This window comes from Infirmifilum lucidum (genome assembly GCF_014876775.1).
GTDB lineage: Archaea > Thermoproteota > Thermoprotei > Thermofilales > Thermofilaceae > Thermofilum > Thermofilum lucidum.
In genome coordinates this window covers 188418-207558 of sequence record NZ_CP062310.1, presented here as the reverse complement: position 1 = coordinate 207558, position 19141 = coordinate 188418, and the positions used below count along the sequence as shown (strand labels likewise).

Annotated in this window: 20 protein-coding genes; 7 read left to right on the top strand and 13 right to left on the bottom strand. The window is 55.9% G+C overall.

Annotation, left to right across the window (positions count from 1 at the left end):
- Positions 1-15 precede the first annotated feature (15 nt).
- Both IG193_RS01180 and IG193_RS01175 read left to right on the top strand, forming a co-directional pair.
- Positions 16-1041, top strand: a complete 1026-nt coding sequence (locus IG193_RS01180; RefSeq protein WP_192819081.1) for a substrate-binding domain-containing protein — start codon at positions 16-18, stop codon at positions 1039-1041.
- A gap of 120 nt (positions 1042-1161) precedes the next feature.
- Positions 1162-2151: an FAD-dependent oxidoreductase gene (locus tag IG193_RS01175; RefSeq protein ID WP_192819080.1), complete on the top strand. Its 990-nt coding sequence runs from the start codon at positions 1162-1164 to the stop codon at positions 2149-2151.
- A 36-nt stretch (positions 2152-2187) separates the two neighbouring features.
- Here the strand turns inward: IG193_RS01175 and IG193_RS01170 are convergent, their stop codons facing one another.
- From IG193_RS01170 to IG193_RS01160, 3 genes are all read right to left on the bottom strand, one after another.
- Entirely contained in the window at positions 2188-2604 is a 417-nt protein-coding gene (locus IG193_RS01170; protein ID WP_192819079.1) for a type II toxin-antitoxin system VapC family toxin, read from the bottom strand.
- Positions 2601-2807: a type II toxin-antitoxin system VapB family antitoxin gene (vapB, locus tag IG193_RS01165; protein ID WP_449768873.1), complete on the bottom strand. Its 207-nt coding sequence runs from the start codon at positions 2805-2807 to the stop codon at positions 2601-2603. The genes IG193_RS01170 and vapB overlap by 4 nt, the downstream gene beginning before the upstream one ends.
- A 137-nt stretch (positions 2808-2944) precedes the next feature.
- Complete coding sequence (locus tag IG193_RS01160; protein ID WP_192819077.1) at positions 2945-5929, bottom strand: DNA methyltransferase family protein; 2985 nt, start codon at positions 5927-5929, stop codon at positions 2945-2947.
- A gap of 287 nt (positions 5930-6216) precedes the next feature.
- On the opposite strand from IG193_RS01160, the gene IG193_RS01155 reads away from it, so the two are divergent.
- A complete protein-coding gene (locus IG193_RS01155) occupies positions 6217-6513 on the top strand; it encodes a hypothetical protein (protein ID WP_192819076.1) in 297 nt (98 codons plus the stop codon).
- Here the strand turns inward: IG193_RS01155 and IG193_RS01150 are convergent.
- The 5 genes from IG193_RS01150 to IG193_RS01130 form a co-directional block, all read right to left on the bottom strand.
- Positions 6473-7927 (bottom strand): MATE family efflux transporter, encoded by a 1455-nt coding sequence (locus tag IG193_RS01150; protein ID WP_192819075.1) that lies wholly within the window; start codon positions 7925-7927, stop codon positions 6473-6475. The two genes, IG193_RS01155 and IG193_RS01150, sit on opposite strands and share 41 nt — an antisense overlap.
- Entirely contained in the window at positions 7918-8463 is a 546-nt protein-coding gene (locus IG193_RS01145; protein ID WP_192819074.1) for an NUDIX domain-containing protein, read from the bottom strand. Before IG193_RS01145 ends, IG193_RS01150 begins: the two co-directional genes overlap by 10 nt.
- A 257-nt stretch (positions 8464-8720) precedes the next feature.
- Positions 8721-9590, bottom strand: coding sequence for an ABC transporter permease (locus IG193_RS01140; protein ID WP_192819073.1), 870 nt, complete (start codon positions 9588-9590; stop codon positions 8721-8723).
- Positions 9572-10651 (bottom strand): ABC transporter ATP-binding protein, encoded by a 1080-nt coding sequence (locus tag IG193_RS01135; protein WP_192819072.1) that lies wholly within the window; start codon positions 10649-10651, stop codon positions 9572-9574. Before IG193_RS01135 ends, IG193_RS01140 begins: the two co-directional genes overlap by 19 nt.
- Positions 10626-12014, bottom strand: a complete 1389-nt coding sequence (locus IG193_RS01130) for a PqqD family peptide modification chaperone (RefSeq protein ID WP_192819071.1) — start codon at positions 12012-12014, stop codon at positions 10626-10628. Before IG193_RS01130 ends, IG193_RS01135 begins: the two co-directional genes overlap by 26 nt.
- A gap of 331 nt (positions 12015-12345) precedes the next feature.
- On the opposite strand from IG193_RS01130, the gene IG193_RS01125 reads away from it, so the two are divergent.
- The 3 genes from IG193_RS01125 (at position 12346) to IG193_RS01115 (ending at position 14686) form a co-directional block, all read left to right on the top strand.
- Positions 12346-13275: a substrate-binding domain-containing protein gene (locus IG193_RS01125; RefSeq protein ID WP_192819070.1), complete on the top strand. Its 930-nt coding sequence runs from the start codon at positions 12346-12348 to the stop codon at positions 13273-13275.
- A gap of 63 nt (positions 13276-13338) precedes the next feature.
- On the top strand, positions 13339-14004 hold the full coding sequence (locus IG193_RS01120) for an ABC transporter permease (RefSeq protein WP_192819700.1): 666 nt from the start codon (positions 13339-13341) through the stop codon (positions 14002-14004).
- Positions 13994-14686 carry an ABC transporter ATP-binding protein gene (locus IG193_RS01115; protein ID WP_192819069.1) on the top strand — a complete coding sequence of 231 codons (693 nt, stop codon included), beginning with the start codon at positions 13994-13996 and terminating at the stop codon, positions 14684-14686. The genes IG193_RS01120 and IG193_RS01115 overlap by 11 nt, the downstream gene beginning before the upstream one ends.
- Positions 14687-14941: 255 nt before the next feature.
- Here IG193_RS01115 and IG193_RS01110 read toward each other — a convergent pair whose 3' ends face one another.
- The 5 genes from IG193_RS01110 to IG193_RS01090 form a co-directional block, all read right to left on the bottom strand.
- A complete protein-coding gene (locus tag IG193_RS01110; protein WP_192819068.1) occupies positions 14942-15244 on the bottom strand; it encodes a hypothetical protein in 303 nt (100 codons plus the stop codon).
- A 122-nt stretch (positions 15245-15366) separates the two neighbouring features.
- The gene (locus tag IG193_RS01105) at positions 15367-15906 is read right to left on the bottom strand and encodes a hypothetical protein (protein WP_192819067.1); all 540 of its coding nucleotides are present in this window, start codon (positions 15904-15906) and stop codon (positions 15367-15369) included.
- Between the two features lie 246 nt (positions 15907-16152).
- Positions 16153-16635 carry a hypothetical protein gene (locus IG193_RS01100; RefSeq protein ID WP_192819066.1) on the bottom strand — a complete coding sequence of 161 codons (483 nt, stop codon included), beginning with the start codon at positions 16633-16635 and terminating at the stop codon, positions 16153-16155.
- Positions 16636-16673: 38 nt separating this feature from the next.
- Positions 16674-17213 carry a hypothetical protein gene (locus IG193_RS01095; protein ID WP_192819065.1) on the bottom strand — a complete coding sequence of 180 codons (540 nt, stop codon included), beginning with the start codon at positions 17211-17213 and terminating at the stop codon, positions 16674-16676.
- A 92-nt stretch (positions 17214-17305) separates the two neighbouring features.
- The gene (locus IG193_RS01090) at positions 17306-17761 is read right to left on the bottom strand and encodes a hypothetical protein (protein WP_192819064.1); all 456 of its coding nucleotides are present in this window, start codon (positions 17759-17761) and stop codon (positions 17306-17308) included.
- Between the two features lie 125 nt (positions 17762-17886).
- Here IG193_RS01090 and IG193_RS01085 point away from each other — a divergent pair, with 125 nt between their 5' ends.
- Complete coding sequence (locus IG193_RS01085; protein ID WP_192819063.1) at positions 17887-19137, top strand: hypothetical protein; 1251 nt, start codon at positions 17887-17889, stop codon at positions 19135-19137.
- Positions 19138-19141 lie beyond the last annotated feature (4 nt).

The window sequence follows — 19141 nt, the reverse complement described above, 5'->3', positions numbered from 1 at the left end:
GGCGCTATACTCTCTGTGTCAAGCCACGATATTGCTAGTGTATTCGACCTGCTTGGCAAGGTGTCCGTAGAGTTAGTGCCGCTGCTCCGCGTAAATGGCCACGCGGTGACTCTACGCGAGATTCTCGTCCTCGACGCTGTCTCTAAAGCCGGCTCGCTGAAGAGGGCTGCACTGCTGCTGGGCGTGGACTACCGAACCGTGTGGAACACTATAGACGCGCTCGAGAAGACCCTGGGGCTGAGGCTCGTCGGGAGAGAGGCTGGGGGCGCTGGCGGCGGAGGGGCGCACTTAACCCTATTCGGGGAGGCATTGCTGGCTAAAGCCAAGCTCGTCCAGGCCAGGCTAGCCTCACTCCTAGGCGGGGTAGACGTCGGGAGGCCTGATGTAATCATAGCCGGGAGCGACTGCGAAGTCATGGACAGGCTCGTGACAGAGCTCGCGGAGAAGGGGGTCTACGCCCTCTACTTAAAGGTCGGCTCGACGCTGGGGGTAGAGGCCCTGAAGAAGGGCCTGTGCCAGGTGGCAGGTGTCCACATCCTCGACCCTAAGACCGGGAAGTACAACGAGCACCTGCTATCCGACCCCGAGCTGAGGGGGAGAGTCGTGCTGGTGAAGGGGTGGAAGAGGGTTCAGGGCCTAGCATTTAACCCGAGGATACCCGACCCGCCGGGAAGCCTGGCCGGAGTCGTCGAGAGGGGGCTCACGGTTGCAAACAGGGTTAAGGGTAGCGGGACGAGGATACTCCTGGAATACCTGCTAGAGAGAACTGCCAAAGAAAGAGGTGTCCCCCTTTCAACGCTAAAGCGCAGGCTAAAGGGCTACGACACCGAGTACACTACCCACGACGAGGCCGCCAGCGCTGTGGCTGCGGGCAGAGCAGACGTGACTCTAACTGTAGAGTGGGTTGCGAGGCGGCACGGCCTTGTCTTCAGGCCCCTCGTGACAGAGGAGTACGACCTCCTCGTGGAGAGAGGCCTGCTCGACAGGCTCCCCCTGCGAGAGACGACGATATTCAAAGGGGGGATTACCGTTGTTCAGTAGGCGCGTGATGTACTTTTCTAGGCTTCCAGAACTTTCTTAAACGTTCTTTAGGATTTACCTTGCATAAAGCCAGTCATAACAGCGTAAAGAATTAATTTTCATGAATATAAACTTTACACGATGTCCATAAAATTTGCACCTTGCAAGTCCGCAGGGCCGAGTACGGGCAAGAGAGTAGCAATCGTGGGTGCAGGTCCAGCGGGCCTAGCTGCAGCCGGGACTCTGTGCTGCCAGGGCTTCCGCGTCGACGTGTTCGACAGGCTCCCCGAGCCGGGCGGCATGCTAGTATTCGCCATCCCTGAGTTCAGGATACCCAAAGCAGGCATCAGGGAGAGCGTGCGCGAGCTCGCGGGCCTAGGGGTAGGCTTCCACACGAACACTGAAGTCGGGCGCGACGTCAAGCTCGGAGAGCTCCTCGAAGACTTCGACGCCGTACTACTGGCGACTGGAACCTGGGAGGGCAGGAAGCTCGAGATCCCGGGCGAGGACAAGCAGGGGGTCTACAACGCCCTAGACTGGATCACCCAGTTCATGAGGGTCAAGGTCGGCTACCAGGGCGTCGAGCCCCCACCCCTAACCGGGAGGGTCGCAGTCGTGGGGGCGGGCTTAACGGCAGTAGACGTGGCAGAGCTAGCAGTCAAGGAGTACGGGGCGAGCGTCGTCATGCTTTACAGGAGGCCCATGAGCGTCGCCCCGGCTAAGCACATGCTCAAACTACTGGAGAACCTCGGGGTAGAGTTCGTGGAGAACGTCGTACCCCTGGAGATACAGGGCGAGTGGAGGGCCGAGAGGGTGAAGCTGGCAAGGGTCAAGCCCACCACCGACAGGAAGGCCCCCACCGAGATCATCCCGGGCAGCGAGTTCGAGATAGAGTTCGACGCCCTAGTCGTAGCCGTGGGGCTCAAGGCAACGCCCCCCGAGAGCGTTAAGAGCCTCGGCGTCGAGCTCAACAGGGACGGCACGGTAAAGGTTAAGGAGGACTTCTCGACGAACATACCGAAGCTGTTCGCGGCAGGCGACGTCGCGCACGGGCCCTCAAACATAGGCTTAGCCATGAGGAGCGGGAGGCTCGCAGCGGCAAAGATCGGCGAATACCTGAAGAGAGGCTAGAGGCTCGAGCCGACGCGGGAGCAACTCCTGGAGAGTTCAGGGCAGGACGTGAACCCCATGTTCTAATGCTTTTTCGCGGAGCACCTCGTCGAAAGTGGCTAGACTCGAGTTTCTCAGGATGGATGCGGCTAGGTAGAGCGCACCGTAAACGGTGATCCCGTCCCGCACGGCGATTTCGAACGCATCACGTGCAACATCTGATGACGGGATAACATCTAGCCTCGACCACAACTCGGTTAGCTCGCCTACCGCACTCCTGCACTCACCCTCGTCCAGGTCTTTCAGCAGGACTCTGTGCTTCCAAAGAGCATTCAGGGCTTCTGGCAGAGCGGTGTCTACTGTAAGGATTCTCTCCCCGGCTTCCAGCGCCTTACGCAGAACTTCTCTAGCCCTATCCGACCCCTCTTCCTCCAAGAGGACTTTCACCAGGAAGGAGGCGTCAACTAGGATCATCTGCGGTCACGATCCTCCCTAATAAGCCTGGCAGAGTCTACCCGAGTCCTCCTCTTCTCGGCGTTCCTCTCGATTCTATCGAGGGCCTGCAGCAACTCCAGGCTCCTAATCCTCTCCAGTATAAACTTCCTAATCTCCTCGTTCCAGTTTACATTGAACGACTTCATCCGCTCCTTGACCTCGCGGGGGACACGTACTACAATGAAATCTTTCGTAGAAAATATAAGATTGTGCCATCCGGGAAGTTTTGAATAGATTCTTTCATGTACACTTATTCGACTACAATGACAAAAGTAATGAAGAAGATAAGTCAGCTGAGTGGGGATATTGGTGATGTCTGCTACATGCCTGTCCATAGGCTAAGCATCATATATACGTGTCTATATAGTTTCACTAACTCTCTTCTAATCTCCTCTTCACTTGAGCCCGGGTTCAGAGCCTTTAGGAATCCTATATCTATAGAGAGCCTTACCGGATCTGGTTTGTCTGGGTTAAATTGCTCTGGAATCGTACGTAGCGGCTTGTCGGCGTTTTCATCTAGCACTCTAGCTAAAGCCATTATTTTCTCCTCACCAAGTCTTGAGACATCTAATGCCTGCGTTAATCTCCACTTGGTTATCGTCAGTCTAGACCATGGCCCCTCGGTCTCAGTTCTGTTGGCCAGTGTTGAGACTATGCCCCACGTCGTGTTGAACCACAGTATTATTGCCTTCATGTGCTCCTCGGTCAGGCCCTCCTTTGGCTTCAGGCCAAAGAATATGTTGGAAACAACTTCCTCCGTGGAGTACAGGGCTAAGGCGTGTGCTGTATTCACCCTAATCCTGTCAGGAACTAGGAACTTGCTTCTAGTTTCTAGGTACCTTTCATTCAGGCACGCAACACTAGCGTTTGGCCTAACCCTGATTTTAAACCTAACTTCCTCACCACCACCTATTAGGGCTGGGATTACGGGCGCGCTTATCGGGTATGGCTCCTTGCCCACTATTTTGAAAACCTCGTGAAACGTCCCGCCCCTAACGGCCAGCCCAACGACGTTGACAAGGTTGCCTAGATGCGTGAGAGGTATCCCGTAAAAGTATCCTGCCATGTGGGCGTAGAATATTCTATTCCAGTTGTCCAGGTTCTCCATGAGAACCCCCCTCTTAGCCTTTATTATCTCTGCAACGCCGTCTACCCGGTAAGCCCCGCTGCCTGTCTTCGAGGCCTGCTCAGCGGCCTTCTCTGCCAGAATAATTGCCTCAAGAGCTGTTTTCGGCTTCCTAAGTAGGTTCACGAACACCGTCTCCTCGTGCTCGCTGTGGGCATCGGTTCTCTTAGCCACTATTAGAGCCTCACTCAAGCTAGTCCCCTCCGAGAAGTTATAGCCGTTCTCGCTGTCGCTGCTGACCACGACATACCTAACGTGGAACTTGCTGGCCAGTAAGGCTCTAGCTAGGAACCACGAAGTCCCAGCTAATACATTCCTGGGCAGGACGAACGCTATGACACCATTCTCGCCGATATATTTGTAAGCCAGGTAGAGGAAGAGTAAACCCTCACCCGCCTGTCCAATAGCTAGGTACTGCTTGTACTCTTTCGGCTCGTTTACCACAATCTCCTTAATAACGCCGCTCAACTCCCTCTCGGCAAGGCGCTTGGCTATTGACTTGAGATCCCTGGCAACACCCTGCCTAAGTTTATCGTATTCGCCGAGAAGTTTTCTCCTCAGTTTCTCGTCTACGATAAAGCCAAACAACCCCTCTCTACCCTCCTTGAAATCCTTTCCAACCCTCCCAGTGGCCCTCGTGAATGGAGGATTCATGATTATCAGGTCGAACTCACCTGGGATTTCGAATACGCTCTCGCTGTTCTCCAGTGTCACCTTCTCTGCGCCACCCTTTATGCTTCCAAGCCACTTAAGGATGCCGCTAACACTTTTACTATCCCTCAACAGCTCCAGGGAGCCGAGCCACACCGTGTCCTTGTCCTCGAGGTAACCGAGGTATACTGTGTATATGTTCTGCTTGGAAACAACAGTTGGAGTCATTAATGCGAGGTTTAACGCCGTTATCTGCGATGCATACTTAAGAGCATCAACCCCGTAAACACTCCTCTCGACAAACCTTCTGCTCACCTCGCTTAAGTCCTCCCCTAACTCGTAATAGTAGTTGAGCGCCGCGGCTATCCTATCAATAAGCACGTATTTAGTGGCTGTTAAGAGGCTTCCTGAGCCGCATGAGAAGTCGCCAACTTTAATGCTCTTAACCCTGCTAATTATTTTTCTCGCTTCATCGCTACTCAGCTCCGTGATACTTCTTCCATCAAGCCCCAAGAGCACTCTACTGGCCAGCGTAGCCAACAGGTAAGCACTGGGGATCTCTGTGTAGTATGTGGCAAAGCCCTTTTTAATGGCAATATCACCTGTAATCCTGTGATAAATCCTGCCAGCCAGATCCTTAGCCAGTAAAGCCCTTCTCCTAGCTATACTTTTAGCCAAGTCTACCAAACTTCTAATCCTCAGTTCAAAGTTTCCGTAAACATCCCTTGGGAGCAACCGGTCAAGAATATCAAGGATTTCTATGGTGCCACCCACCGCCTCCCCGTAGTTTTTCTTCTTCAGGTCAATAAGTGCTTCTCTGAGACCCTTTATATACCCCTGCTTCAAGTAACTGTCTATCTGGCCCACCACTCGCTCAAAAAGCACTGCTGAAAGCATTATTGAGAGGGCCGCATGGCCAAATATTATCTCAGGATCCTCGGACGGCTGTAGCCCGTACAACCTGTAGAGCACGTTATATATTTCCTTGTGAATCCTCCCGTCTATATCACTACGTTCATCAATACTTCTAGTTACATTTATAAAATTGCTGATCTTTTCCTCGGCTTCTTTCACAACACTCTCAATGTCCTCCTCTCTTATCATGAAGTCCGCTACATTATCAATAATGTTCTTCAGCGTCACCAGATCCACGTCGACAAACCACCCCTCTGAGGTAGGTAGTGACTCTCTATACTTCTCTTCTGTGTAGACTCTGGCATCAAACCTGGCGTTTCTCACCGCCTCCCTTAACTCGCTCTCCGGCATGTCGCTGAACCTTTGCTTGATATAGAGCGCCAGCGCAATGTCAACGAGACCCTGTCTGATCCTCACCACAGCATCGTTTTCAGCATCGCTCTTGTTATACGATGATTCGATGCCTATTATCAGACCCTTGTGGTAAATCTTTATATCCGGTCTCCTGTGCTGATACACTCTTTCAGCCCTGGCATCAAGCCCGAGCTCGCTCAATATCTTGGCAATCTCAGTATTAACCACAGGCTCGGAAACAAAGCCACTAGTTGACATTGTTATTACGATAAAGATATCGTGAATTAAAAAATAGCGATTATAAAGAGCTCCGCGCTGCACAGCGACGTTTACAGTCGAAGCTGTAATACGTACAGCACCTTCAAACTATGAGAAACCGAATTGCTACGAATTCAAGCAATGATTTCTAGTATACCTATTTTCGAGTCCCATGCACGTAGTTGAACATAACAGAAACCAAAATCAAGTCAAAGTACTAGAAGATCTCTTATTAATACTCTAAGGCTTAAAAGTTGTGCCTTCTAGGAACTTCTCGTGGGGCTAATATGAGGTCTATGCTCGAGACTCCTGGTGCAAGGTTGAAGCTTCTCTTAGAGCTCAGAAGGCGTGGGCTGTACGTGCACATGCACGCATACGAGTACATCCTGGGCTACGGCGGCAGGATTGTAGGCGTAGTGTTACTGGAGCCGTGGAGGGGCACGGCAGAGCTCTACGCTGGGGAAGAGCTACCCCCTGAGGTTCTGGCTTTGCTTCGCGGGGCTTTAAGAGAAGTAGACCCCCACGTAAAGCTCTTAGTCGTGTCTACGCGCGTAGAGCGGCCCGGGCGAGGCGCGCCAGGGTAGCTGTCGCGAGCCTCCTGAACCAGCCGTCGACTAGGTATAGTGTTGTGAAGTATACTGCCCCTCCAGCGAGGACTGCGAGGAAGGCTTCCCTGACCTTCCACGGGTCTATGTAGGCCGCGACAAGGCACATGGGGATAGAGGCTACAACGTACCTGGCGAGCACCCCTGACACGAAGCGGAGGCTCAAGTGCTGTCTCGCGAGGGCGTATAGGCTGGCGAAGACCATGATCTCGGCGAAGAGCCAGGAAACCCTCGCAAGAGTAGCTATCTCGACATCCCCCCTCACTGTAGACAGTACGAGCACTAGGCCTGTAATGCCGGCTACAGCTCTAGCCAGGCCCACCACCACTGCCTTGAACATGTACGTGCTCGCTAGCCCGGCCGGGCTCGACCCCTCGAAGTCGCGCTTCTCAAGCCCCTGCAACGCGTCCGAGAGGATGCCGTTGAGAACGCCTACCAGCGACGCTATCGAGGCGGCAACTAGGACAGGGGCGGCCACTACGTAGTCTGGGTTGAGGATGAAGAGCAGGTTCGGTGCAAGGGCTACGGCGCCCAGGGCTGTCGGGACTCCGAGCAACAGGGAGAACCTGAGAGTCTCCTCGAGCTTCTCCCTGGCATTCTCGTGCGATTGAAGCAGGCTCGGGTACAGGCCGCGGCCTAGCATGTAGGAGTAGCCCACGAGGTTGGAGTATGTCAGTACCACAGTGTAGTACGCGACAGCCCTGTTGGAGGCGTAGTGCGAGATTAGGGGCACGTCCATCAAGGCTATGATGGATGCTGGGAGGCCGAGGGCATTCACCCACGAGTAGGCCAGTACCTTCTTGGCGAGCTCCAGGCTGGGCCTGTGCCTCATATCTCTCCTCGTGAAGAAAGCGAGGGCTAGCGCCTGGCCTGCATGCCCGGCTAGGACTGCGAGCATCGCGGTTACAAGTGTGACCTTTGACGTCAGTGCGAAGACCAGAGCGGCTAGTAGCTTGACGGTCTCGAATACGAACTCCGTGACGGCAGTGAGGGGCGGGTTGACGGCATACAGGGACGCGTACATGGTGCTGTTCAGGTACAAGAACGGGAGGTAGAACACCGAGACCACGAGGGCCTCATAGGGGACGTCGAAGGAGTCGCTTATAGCCCTGGACAGTATAGCCAGAGAAGCCATTGCCACCAGGGAAAACGCCGACGACAGGGCCAGGCCCGTCGAAAGACTCTCCACCTCACCCCTAGCCCTAAACCTCGTAACCCAGTAGTTCACGAGTGTAGCCATGCTAGCGTAGGTGAGGACAGACGACACCACGCTCCAGGCGCCGAACTCGCTAGGCCTAAGGTTGCGCGTTACCAGCAGTATGAACGCTGCCCCGACGAGCACGCTGTATATTCTCTCGAGGTAGAAGAGCAGGCCAGTCTTCTTCAGACCCACGAGCCACCACGCCCCCTAGCGGAAATGTAGAGGAGAACCCCTGCCACCGTCTTGAGGTCCCCCACCCCGCCTGCCACGCTCTCCAGGTACTCGCCAGGGCCCATCTCGACCACCCTTATGACCTCCCCGAGCTCAGGGCGCGCCCCGACGTGTTCAAGCCCACTAGCTATGAAGAAGTGCAGTACCTCGTCGCTGTAGCCCGGGGCAACGCTGAAGCCCCCAACGTACTCCCACTTCCCGGCCCTGTACCCCGTCTCCTCCTCCAGCTCGCGCCTAGCAGCCTCAAGGGGTTTTTCTCCCTCCTCGAGCTTCCCCGCTGGCAACTCGATTACCCAGCGCTTCAGCGGGGCGCGCCACTGCTCCACGAACACTATCCTCCCGTCGCTTTTAACTGGCACTATGACGACGCCCTGCCCGAAGGCCACCACGTCGCGCACGTAGGTCTTGCCCCCGTACCTCACTTCCCGCCTGTAGAGCCTCACCCTCCTGCCCTCACACAGCAGTGTGTCTCCGACTACCTCGGGGCTAGCAGACACAAGGGCTTCACGCGTCCACCTCATTAATAATGTTTCTACTGGCGGAGCGGGGGCTGCTCCGGTTCCTCGGGCAGCTCATCTGTTCTCCGGCTCTGCAACTTTAGAAAAGTAGAGCGCGAGATGAGGCGCTTCTCCGGCTATACCGAGAGCAGGAGGAAGGGCAGAAGGAAGAAGTAGAGCATCTTCATCTTCACGTTAGACACGGTTATAGGGGTGCTTTCCCGGCGCACCCTGTTTGGCTCGGCTAGACCAGCACGTTATAAAATGCCCGACTTCCTCAATGCCCAGTGTTCGCACTTCCTGAAGACTAGTACGGCTACTGGAAGCAAAGAGATGTAAACCAGTAGTACAGCGGCATGCGGCACTATGTCGCCTCTGGATACTCCGAGCGCTACTCGAATAGCCTCTATGGTGTGCGTGTGGGGTAAGAGCTCTCCAACAGCCCTCAAGTAGGGAGGCAGGACGTCCAGGGGGTAGTACATCCCGCTCACGACTGGGACGAGAGCGTCTATGACCCATACAAACGGGTTCAGCGTCAGCTCCCTGTATCTCACGAAAAACCAGAAAGAGCTGGCAACGAGCACCCCCAGGGTAAACGTCGCCAGGTAGCCTGTTAATAGGAGGGAGAGCGCCAGGGCGTAGGACTGCAGGCTCCCAGAGATTACTCTGAAGACGAAGACTCCAACCACTAAGTAAAGTGCCAGGCTTACGAAAGAGCGGAGGTTGTCAAAGACCATGAAGCCAACAACCGCCACGTACTTAGGTACGCCGGCGAGGCTGTAGTACTCCCAGTACCTCATCCTGAAGCCTCCACTCTCCAGGTAACCGGAGTACAGCCCGTGAATTGCCCAGTAGAGGTGAACCAGAGCAGACCTCAGCACAGTGTTGACCCCCATTCCAAGGATTATGTAGGAAATTATGTCCCCCACCCTGCCAGTCGATGCCAGGTAAAAAGTGAAGAAGTACCAGGTTGCAAGCCCGAGCAATATGTTTAGAAACTCTCCCGGAACGAAGACGAACCACCACGCTCTCCACCCCACTACCGTGTACTTAAGCCTCTTCCAGAGGAAACCGAGAACCGCCCTGGCGAAATCGATGCTCGGCCGCATCACATCACCACGTAGCACCCTGTCACCTCTGAGGCCTGGGGCTTTTTCCACTTGTCGGCATAGAGGTGCATGTACACGTCCTCCAGCGTGGGCCTGTCGACTGAGAGAGAGCTCGGCACGCAGCCCCTGGATACCACTTCTCCCAGTATCACAGGGATCGCCCTCTCAGCGTCTTCGACCAGTACTGTCAATTCCACGGTGCCATACTCTACTCTGTAGCTCACTTTTCCGTAAGACTCTAGGCTTCTAACCAGCTCGCTAGAGAGCTCGCACCTCACACTAATCTTTATCCTATCGCCCAGCTTGAACTTTCCGAGGAGGCTTCTGACGTCACCCTCCTCCACGACGCGGCCGTTGTAGAGGAATAGGAAGCGATCCGCGATCCTCTCAGCATCCCTTATGTCATTCGTAGCCAGTATGACGGCTTTCTCCATCCTGCTGGCTAGACTGTCCCTAACATAGTCCATTAGAGCGTTCTTCGTCTCGAGGGAGAGGCCTAGAAACGTCTCGTCTAGTAAGTACACCTCTGCGTCCCTTATCAAGCCTATGGCTATGGTAATCCTGGCCAGGTACCCCGTAGACAGCTCGTATATGAAGCTGTCCTTCACCTCATCTAGTCCGGTGAGAGCCAAAACTTCGTCGACTTTGCTCCCAGAAGCCCCGCAGAACTCTGCAAACCTCCTCAAGTTATTCCTCACCGTAAGCGAGCTATCAGTGAAAATCCTCGCGCCCAAGAGCCCCGGGATGTACATGCAGAGCCTCTGCCTCCTCTCCGGGAGCCACGTCAAATCCTCTCCGTTCCAGCTTATAGCACCCGAAGTCGGCTCGCTGAGCCCTGCCAGGATCCTGAGAAGAGTAGTTTTCCCGGAACCGTTTGGACCTAGAATTGCCAGCACTTCTCCCTGCTTGACCCTAAACGTTATGTTGTCCAAAACTCTAACAACTTTCCTCTCTATTCCGCCTGTTCTCTCGGCGATCTTGTAGTAGAAGTAGAGGAGTGGGATGTAGTTCATCGGAACCGAGAACTTCTTGTAAGTATAGCTTAGGAAGTCCTTAGTTAGATTCTCTACCACCAGCATTCAAGCCACCGAGCCTCTCGACGAGCGGGCACAGTGGGTCGGGAGCGGTAACTCTATTGTAGAGGAGAAGGGCTGCTGCCCTACAGCCACCATAGCACCTCCTGCAAGACCTGCAGGGCTCTTCGAGCTTTTCGAAGGATAGGCCTCTAAGCTCTCTCAGAAGCCCGCAGCCGTTCCACGCCTCTTTTAAGCTCTCCCAGTCCCTATAGAGCCCCCCGCACGTGAACCTTTCAGGGAAGTAGCTGCAGGGCCTGACTCTTAGGTTCGCGTCGATAGAGATGTAAGATATCCCAGCATTGCAGGTGCTAGGCGGTTCTGCAACGGAGGGCTTGGCCACGTGGAGGAGTCTCTCCTCGAAGCCAGCCTCCATTCTGCTCCCGCCCAAAGCCTCCTTCACTGACCCCAACACTTTTTCATACTCAGAATACAGTACATATACCTTGCTCCAGTTGGGGCGCGCCCTCCCCGCAGGTACAGCCCTATTGAAGGAATAAAAGTCCACTCCAAGCTTCGAGATTAACTCGTAGACCTTTGAAATCTCGTGCACGTTAGCCCTCATCACTACGCTCTTGACAAGCACTGTAAAGCCCAGGCTCTTGGCAGTTTTTATCGCGCCGACAACTCTGTCAAAGGCACCCGGAAACCCCCTGAGAGTATCATGGATCTCGCCGATACCATCGAGGCTGAACTGGATGACTCTCAGGCCTGCCCTGTATAGCTCCTCGGCTATCTCTTCGTCGAAGAGCAGGCCGTTCGTGGACATGTGCACGGCTAACCCCCTAGAAGTAAACGCCTCAACTATCTCGACTATGTCGTCGCGGAGGAGAGGCTCTCCCCCACCGAGGAGAACTCTCATCGCAGAGCCCTCGCCGAGCTCGTCTGCCAGGGTCTCAAAGAACTCCAGTGGCGGGCCCTGTTCTCCAGAGGGCATCGCGTTAGAGTAGCAGTGAACGCACCTCATGTTACACCTCCGAGTGACCTCAACGTCAACATCTACAGGAAACTTCAAGTAGCCCTGAGTGAGTTGCATGGAGTTCTCCAGCTTATCCAGAGGAACTCTCCGGCTCCCTTCCTCTCTAATAAAGCCCTCCCTCAGCCCGGACTCTATGAAGCTGGTAACATCTCTCTCGACCTCCCCCCTATCTGCACCGTACAAGTGAGACAACTCCTCTACTATCTCCAGGGGGGTGAGGCCCTTGCCCAGTAGGACGAGGATCTCAGTCGCCGTCTCGTTCAGGAATACAACCTTGTCTAGCGGAGGGACTAGTATGATGGACTTGACTAGCCTGCCCCTAATGTACGTGTTTTCAGTCCTCGCGTTCGAGAAAAACGGGTAGTACCTCTTGCTTAGCTCGATCGGCATCTTACCTGCTCCCGAACTGGCATGAAGAGCAGTGAACAAAGCATGCCGCCGGCGATACCCTATCGGGGGCTACACAGGGGTCATTGACAGAATAAATAGGCTTTACCCACCTGCCCCTTGATCCTACCCTGCTCGCCTCCATTGCTATCACTAAGTATATCACAGTCTAGCTGATATTTTTTTGGTAAAATTAACAAACTCGCGTCTCGAGTGCTGCCTCTTAAATATTAATGGTATAGCCGAGAGTAGTAAACAATATAGGATCTTATCTGCGGCATTTTTAACTTATTGGAGAAAAACACATATATACGCTATGAAAATATTCATAACGATGGACAGGAGGCTACTAGTTGTAGTTGCTCTAGCCCTGATAGTGGCGGCCTCTGCCTTATACGTCCTCCAGCAGGGCCAGCCTAGAGGCAAGGCTACCCTGAGGATAGCGACGACTACGAGCCTAGACGCGACGGGGCTCCTCGACGCGCTGAAGAGGGAGTTCGAGTCGATGTACCCTGACATAAACGTCACGTGGGTGGCTGTCGGGACAGGACAGGCAATAGAGATAGCTAAGAGGGGCGACGCAGACCTAGTGCTGACCCACGACAGGCCGCTTGAAGACCAGTTCATAATAGAGGGCTACGGGTTGCACGCAGCGTCCTTCGCCTACAACGACTTCGCCGTGCTGGGCCCCTCAGACGACCCCGCGGGGGTTAGGGGCGCCAAGAGCGTCGTGGAGGCGTTCAGGCTCATAGCCGAGGCTGGCAAGCAGGGCAAGGCCGTCTTCGTATCGAGGGGCGACAGGTCGGGCACGCACCTCAAGGAGCTGAGGATATGGAAGAAAGCCGGCGTGGACGTTGCGGGGCAGCCGTGGTACAAGGAGACGGGCCAAGGCATGTCGCAGACGCTCATGGTCGCGGATCAGTTGAAGAACGCGTACACCCTCTCGGACAGGAGCACATACACTGCCTTCAAGGACAAGCTGTCACTTAAGGTGGTCTTCGAAGGCGACCCCGAGCTCTTGAACATATACAGGGCGACGCTAGTGAACAAGACCCGCTTCCCGTGGGTCAACTACGACGCCGCCTACAAGTTCGTCAAGTTCATAGTCTCGCCCAAGGGGCAAGCCCTCATCGGCAACTACTCGAAGGGCGGGGCAAAACTGTTCGTCGCCTGCTTCGGCAACCTGGCGAAGCTCGGCGTCAACGACCCCTACGAGGAGCAACAAGTTGCGTGGTGGAGGGAGCAGTTACAGGAAGACCCCTAAGCCTGCCGGAGTTTTCGGTGACCCACATCAGCGATATATTCCTGTTGCCCCGGGTGACTCGCTATTAGTGACACGACAATAGGCGAGATCCTGTCAATTTCCCTGCTGTCGCTACGGGTATCGGTTACAGCTGTCGCTCTCTCCTCCGCCCTGGGCCTCGTGCTCGGGGCTCTCGTCGCGAGCCGGGAGTTCAGGGGGAGGAACGTCCTGGTAACGGTTATAAACACTCTCATGGGAACTCCGCCCGTGCTCCTGGGGCTCCTCCTCTACCTGCTACTCTCGAGGTCGGGGCCGCTCGGCTGGATGGGTATCCTCTTCACCCCGGAGGCGATGATACTGGCGCAGTTCCTGCTGACACTCCCAATAACGACTGGGCTCACAGTAACGGCCGTCGAGTCCCTACCGAGGGACGTCAGAGAGCTCATATCCTCGCTCAGAGCGAGTAGGGTCTATGAGGCCCTGCTCCTCCTCAACGAGGCGAGGCTAAACCTCATAGGCGCCGTCCTAACGGCACTCGGCAGGGCTGTCTCAGAGGTGGGAGCAGTCATAATAGTGGGCGGGAACATAAGGTACCAGACGCGTGTCCTCACGACGGCGATAGTCTACTACACTAGTGCCGGCGAGTTCGACACGGCCATAGCGCTGGGCGCTATCCTGGCAGTAATATACCTGGCGGTCAACACTGTGATAGTCCTCCTGAAGCTACGGGTGAGCAGGAGTGTCGCTTAAGGCCCAGGAGGTCTCCAAGAGCTACAACGGAGTCCCCGTGCTGAGGCGCGTCAGCGTCGAGGCCCCCAGGGGCCGCGTAACCTGCATCATAGGGCCCAACGGATCCGGGAAGACCACGCTACTTAGGATAGTAGCGTTCCTCGAGAAGCCCGACAGCGGCAAGATGTTCCTGGACGGCGCCGAGCTGACGCCCGGGAGCGAGAGGATCAAGAGCATAGCCTACCTGCCCCAGCGGCCCGTAGCCCTTACCGCGAGCGTGTACAATAACCTGTACCTCCCGCTGAGGGCCCGGGGCCTCTCAGCGGCAGAGGCGTCGGCTAGGGCCAGGAGGTACCTCGGCCTCCTAGGCCTCAGGGGGCTGGAGGAGAAGCCCGCGCAGAAGCTATCGGGCGGGCAGAGGCAGCTGCTCGGGGTGGCTAGAGTCCTGGCCCTCGAGCCCGAAGTACTCCTGCTCGACGAGCCCACGAGCCACCTGGACACGGCTAACGCCTCCAGGGTCAGGGAACTGGTAAGGGATTACGTGAGGGAGCGCGGGGCCATCGCAGTAGTAGTGTCGCACTCCCCCCAGGAGGTTAGAGAGCTGTCCGACACCACGGTACTGCTCGTCGAGGGCTCCGTGAGGAGGGTCTACGCATCGCCGTCCGAGGCCGAGGAAGCCTTCAAACTGTTCTACACGCCCTAGAACCCAGAATCCCCGTACGCCCCGCTGGGAGCGTGAAGTAAGTATCACACCTGCAACTAGGCTGCCCGCTGGGCCACCCTCGGGTACTTTCTCTGTCGTCGCGGCCCAGCCTGCACCCGTGTCTATGCCCAGCACCCTCCGTCCCACTGCCGTCGCTCCAAGCGTTGCAGTGCCGACCACAGAGCGGCTACCCTGCAGGGAGGGTTGCAACCTCATCGGCCGGGGCTTATGCCCAGCACATTACCAGCACCTTCTTCAGCCTCTACGAGCGCCCTCCACCCTAAGGTAGTCTAGGAGGCCGAAGCCCACGACCGCGAGCCAGAGCGCGACGTGGCTGATATCGCCCGTCACGGCGTACATTGCCAAGCCGACAGGAGTGGGCATCACTATGCCCAGGACGACAGCCTCCAGGGGCGGAGGCTCTTCCGGTATGAGCTCAAAACTCAGGAGCGACGCCCTCACGGTGAACTTCCTGCCCCGCAACCCCACGTAGTGGCCTACCTCGTGCAACGCGATCATCGACAGCGCCGAGAACGTAACAGATGAAGACTTTAGCAAGAGACTAAGAAGGCACGGGGCATCTAACCCCACTAGAAATGCGGGTACTAAAACCATGAGTAAGAGTAACAGGGCCCAAGATAGGACAACCCTCAAAAGGGGCCTAAAAAGGCACACTCAACTCACCCCAAGCCACCGAGCGGTAAGAGCCCTGGAAGCACGAGCCCCAGCGTCTTCTCGGGGTGCAGGGCAGTGCTGGGATACGGCTTCGGCTCACATACGCAACCGGCCTGTACGCCGCACTGTTTTAGAGACTTACCCTCAGCGTAGCATCTTGTTGTACAGCTATTGCAGATCGCTTCATGTAGGAAGTAGAACGCAATCGCCGTAGCAACGAGGGCAATCAAGTAGGCTATGAGCCCTGCTAAGACGAGCCTCTTAACTCCACTCCTCGTGTACTCGTGGTAGCCGTAGGCGAGGAACGCGAGGAAGAGTAGCGAGAGCAGGATATAGTAGGCGGGCTGGGGCGAGAACACATACCCATAGTGGCCCGGCGAGACCTCCACCACCTCCACGCGGTAGAACATACTCGTGTCAGCAACGCCCAAGAGCCCCAGAGCAGGCAGAGCACTCGAGAGGGCAATGTGTGCCGCCAGGCCCATCGCAGATGCGATCAACAAGGCCACAGCCAGGGCCCTAGGCCTAACTATTCTGGCAGTCATGGCATGTTCTATACCGGGAACTGGCTTATATTTTGGAACAATACTTACAGAAGACATAAGTGGCATGAGCCTTAGAAACTTATACAACCTTGTGTACGCCTACCTCGTGCAACGCGGGCACTGATACCGCTGAGAATACGGCAGACGAGAACTCGAGCAGGAGCTCGCAAAAGCCCGGATCGTCTGTAGCAGGATCCAGATTAGGATAACCTTCAAGAGAGGCTTAAAAAAGAACCCCATACTTAGTCACGGTTTACACTCACACTTGCAGCCGTCTATGTTTACCGATATGCCTAATATAGATAGGCTAAGGCTCGGCTCCTCCCAGTTCTTTACGGTGCCGGTGCTACATACAGCTACACATTGATTCGCGCAATAGCCTGTCATGATTATTGATCCTCCAATTGCCACCGCGCCGATAATGGCAAGAGCTATCAAGGCGGCAGTTATTGGATCTATTAGTAGTGCTCTCTTGTTGCCTCTTGTGTAGGATGTGTAGCCTCTCCAGAGGTAGAGCGGTGCTGTGGTCAGGGCTAGCGCGTAGAGCAGGGGGGCTGGAGTGACCGTGGTCTTGTAGCCTTTCTCGACCTCGAGGAGTACGGGTGCCCCAGTGTAGGCGTAGACAGCGGCGAGCCCGAAGAAGGCTACCAGCAGGGTCAAGTACACCATCACGGCGGCGTAGGCGATAGACACGAGAACGGCTCCAGGCCTAACTACCCTGGCTGGCATGGCTACAGCCCATGTCACACGGGAGAAAGAGAAAAACTTTACGGCTTGCAGGGGTAGCACTCGCACTTGCCTGGCGAGGTCGAACGCGAGATTGAGGTGATGCTTATGGTAATATTTTCGGAGGGGCCAGTCCAACTCTTCATGCCGCACGGGCAGCTCCTCGCGCATGCCTCTATTTGCGCAACATTGGCTTGTGCTTGTGCAGCACTGGCTAGTGCACTCACATAGTTATAGGCTGCAAGGCCACCCGTAACTATTGCAATAGCTATAGCACCCAGGAGTATTGGTGGCATCAGCAGTTCCCACTTCCTACCTCTGGTGTACAACCTGTAGCCTTGGAGGAAGTAGAGGGGCGCCGCGGCAATAGCTACAGCGTAGAGTGCTATAGAGGGCGTCACTGTGACGGTGCTGACCGACTCGCTCACGGAGATCAGGGGAGTGCTCCAGCCGGCTATCAGGTACGAGAAGCCGAAGGCCAGGAACAGAACCTCGAATGTGAGGAAGGCCATCACCGCGGCGTACAGCAAGGCCACAGCCAGGGCCCTAGGCCTAACCGCCCTGAACCACTTGGCTTTCATGGCCGGTCGAGTTCTAGTTTTTGGAACTAATTTATTTTCCATAGCATGGATAGGAGAACTTCAAGCACGCGGTTAAAAGGAAAAAAAGTATATTAACATCTGTAACAGATGCACACGTGCATCTCCGGCGGTGCAAAACTGATCTTGAGGACTTCCTGCACACCGCACTTGCACACTTGAGGGCACCAATAAGGCGACGTCACCACGTACGCAAGCCCCGCAATAGCCAGTATCGCGAGAGCTATCAAGGCGGCAGTTATTGGATCTATTAGTAGTGCTCTCTTGTTGCCTCTTGTGTAGGATGTGTAGCCTCTCCAGAGGTAGAGCGGTGCTGTGGTCAGGGCTAGCGCGTAGAGCAGGGGGGCTGGAGTGACCGTGGTCTTGTAGCCTTTCTCGACCTCGAGGAGTACGGGTGCCCCAGTGTAGGCGTAGACAGCGGCGAGCCCGAAGAAGGCTACCAGCAGGGTCAAGTACACCATCACCGCAGTGTACAGCAAGGCCACAGCCAGGGCCCTAGGCCTAACCGCCCTGAACCACTTGGCTTTCATGGCCGGTCATGTTTTAGTCTTTGGAACTAATTTATTTTTTTCCGGCGTCATTTACGTAATTTCTTCAAGACTGCCAGCGGAAGGAATAAATAGAGAGTGGTGCCAGCGGCAAGTGGTGGGCGGACGTGACCCCCCGGAACTTCTACGACCTGGCGTACGCGTACCTCAAAGTGCTCTCGAGGAAGCCCTCTGTCCTGTTGTACCTCGCCCTACTTCCCGTAGTCTTCTACACGCTTGACAGGCTCCTCGGCGGCATGCCACCCCTAGAGCAAGAGCTGGCCAAAGTCGTAATCTTCAACACGGCTCTCACTTCGGTGGTATTCGGCCTGCTTTTCCAGAAGGCCTACGCCCCACGCAGGCTACTATGCCTCGAGGCAGTGCCTGCAGCCGGGTGGAGGGTGGACTCCGTTGCCTCAATCTTCTACGCGCCCCTCCTGGCCCTGCTCGTGTACCTCCTCAGGCGCTCCAGCCTAGAGCTCCTGGCCTACATGGTGGCCCTCAACCTCCTCGCGTACTTCTCCGCGAGCGGCTTCCACGTCGCATCCGCGCTCGGGTTCCTGCTAGGCCTCCGCTACGGCCCGGCGGTCAGCGCGGTCTTCATCGCCTCGGGCCTGCTCAGCCTCTCCGAAAGGCAGTTCTTCTCCAGGAGGGTCTTGCCCGTGAGGGTCGGCGGAACCTACGTGGGGCTCACGAGGCCCCTCTACCTCTGGTTCGTACCGCCGATACTGCTGTACATTGTGGCAGTACTCAAGTGGCTAGTCCCCCTGCTAACTCCCGCATACCTCCGCGTGGGCTTCCACATGGCTCCGTTCAACTCCAGCTACTCGTTATCGTATTCTCTATCGTACGCCAACTGCACCGAGATACCGAGGCCGAGCGACGAGTTCTACATCGCCCTGACGCTGGCCCCGATGCTTGGAGTAGCCCTGCTCCTGGCGCTATCGGTGGTTGTCGCGGGGCTCAGGTACTTGGACGTCTACTTCTGGGCTCCCAAGCTCCTCAGGGGCACGTTTAAGAGGGACTTCGCCTACAGCCTCGCGCTGAACCTCGCATACGGGCTCGCCGTTGTCTGGGCCACGTTCTACGCAGTCCAGGCGGCGGGCCTAGGATCCACGCTTGGCGTCGACGCGCTCCTGGCCATCTACGTCCTGGCAGCGTCCCTAACGTCGCCCTCGCTGGACGACGCAGAGTCCCTCGGAGCATTCCTGTTCTCGATATTCGTACTGGTGCCCGGTATCCAGTGGGCGCTCGCCCGCCTGCCTGCTGAGGCCCAGATGAGGGTTTTCACGTCGCTCCACGCCCCCGAGCACTGGTTGCTACTAGCAGCGCTCTTGCTCCTCGCCTATTTAATCCACGTCCTCCACTACTACCTCTAGGTGG

Coding starts and splice junctions, on each gene's coding strand:
- IG193_RS01095 (WP_192819065.1), bottom strand. CDS start 17,213: ATGAAAGCCAAGTGGTTCAGGGCGGTTAGGCCTAGGGCCCTGGCTGTG.
- IG193_RS01100 (WP_192819066.1), bottom strand. CDS start 16,635: ATGCCAGCCAGGGTAGTTAGGCCTGGAGCCGTTCTCGTGTCTATCGCC.
- IG193_RS01155 (WP_192819076.1), top strand. CDS start 6,217: ATGAGGTCTATGCTCGAGACTCCTGGTGCAAGGTTGAAGCTTCTCTTA.
- IG193_RS01105 (WP_192819067.1), bottom strand. CDS start 15,906: ATGACTGCCAGAATAGTTAGGCCTAGGGCCCTGGCTGTGGCCTTGTTG.
- IG193_RS01125 (WP_192819070.1), top strand. CDS start 12,346: ATGGACAGGAGGCTACTAGTTGTAGTTGCTCTAGCCCTGATAGTGGCG.
- IG193_RS01160 (WP_192819077.1), bottom strand. CDS start 5,929: ATGTCAACTAGTGGCTTTGTTTCCGAGCCTGTGGTTAATACTGAGATT.
- IG193_RS01130 (WP_192819071.1), bottom strand. CDS start 12,014: ATGCCGATCGAGCTAAGCAAGAGGTACTACCCGTTTTTCTCGAACGCG.
- IG193_RS01170 (WP_192819079.1), bottom strand. CDS start 2,604: ATGATCCTAGTTGACGCCTCCTTCCTGGTGAAAGTCCTCTTGGAGGAA.
- IG193_RS01135 (WP_192819072.1), bottom strand. CDS start 10,651: ATGCTGGTGGTAGAGAATCTAACTAAGGACTTCCTAAGCTATACTTAC.
- IG193_RS01090 (WP_192819064.1), bottom strand. CDS start 17,761: ATGAAAGCCAAGTGGTTCAGGGCGGTTAGGCCTAGGGCCCTGGCTGTG.
- IG193_RS01175 (WP_192819080.1), top strand. CDS start 1,162: ATGTCCATAAAATTTGCACCTTGCAAGTCCGCAGGGCCGAGTACGGGC.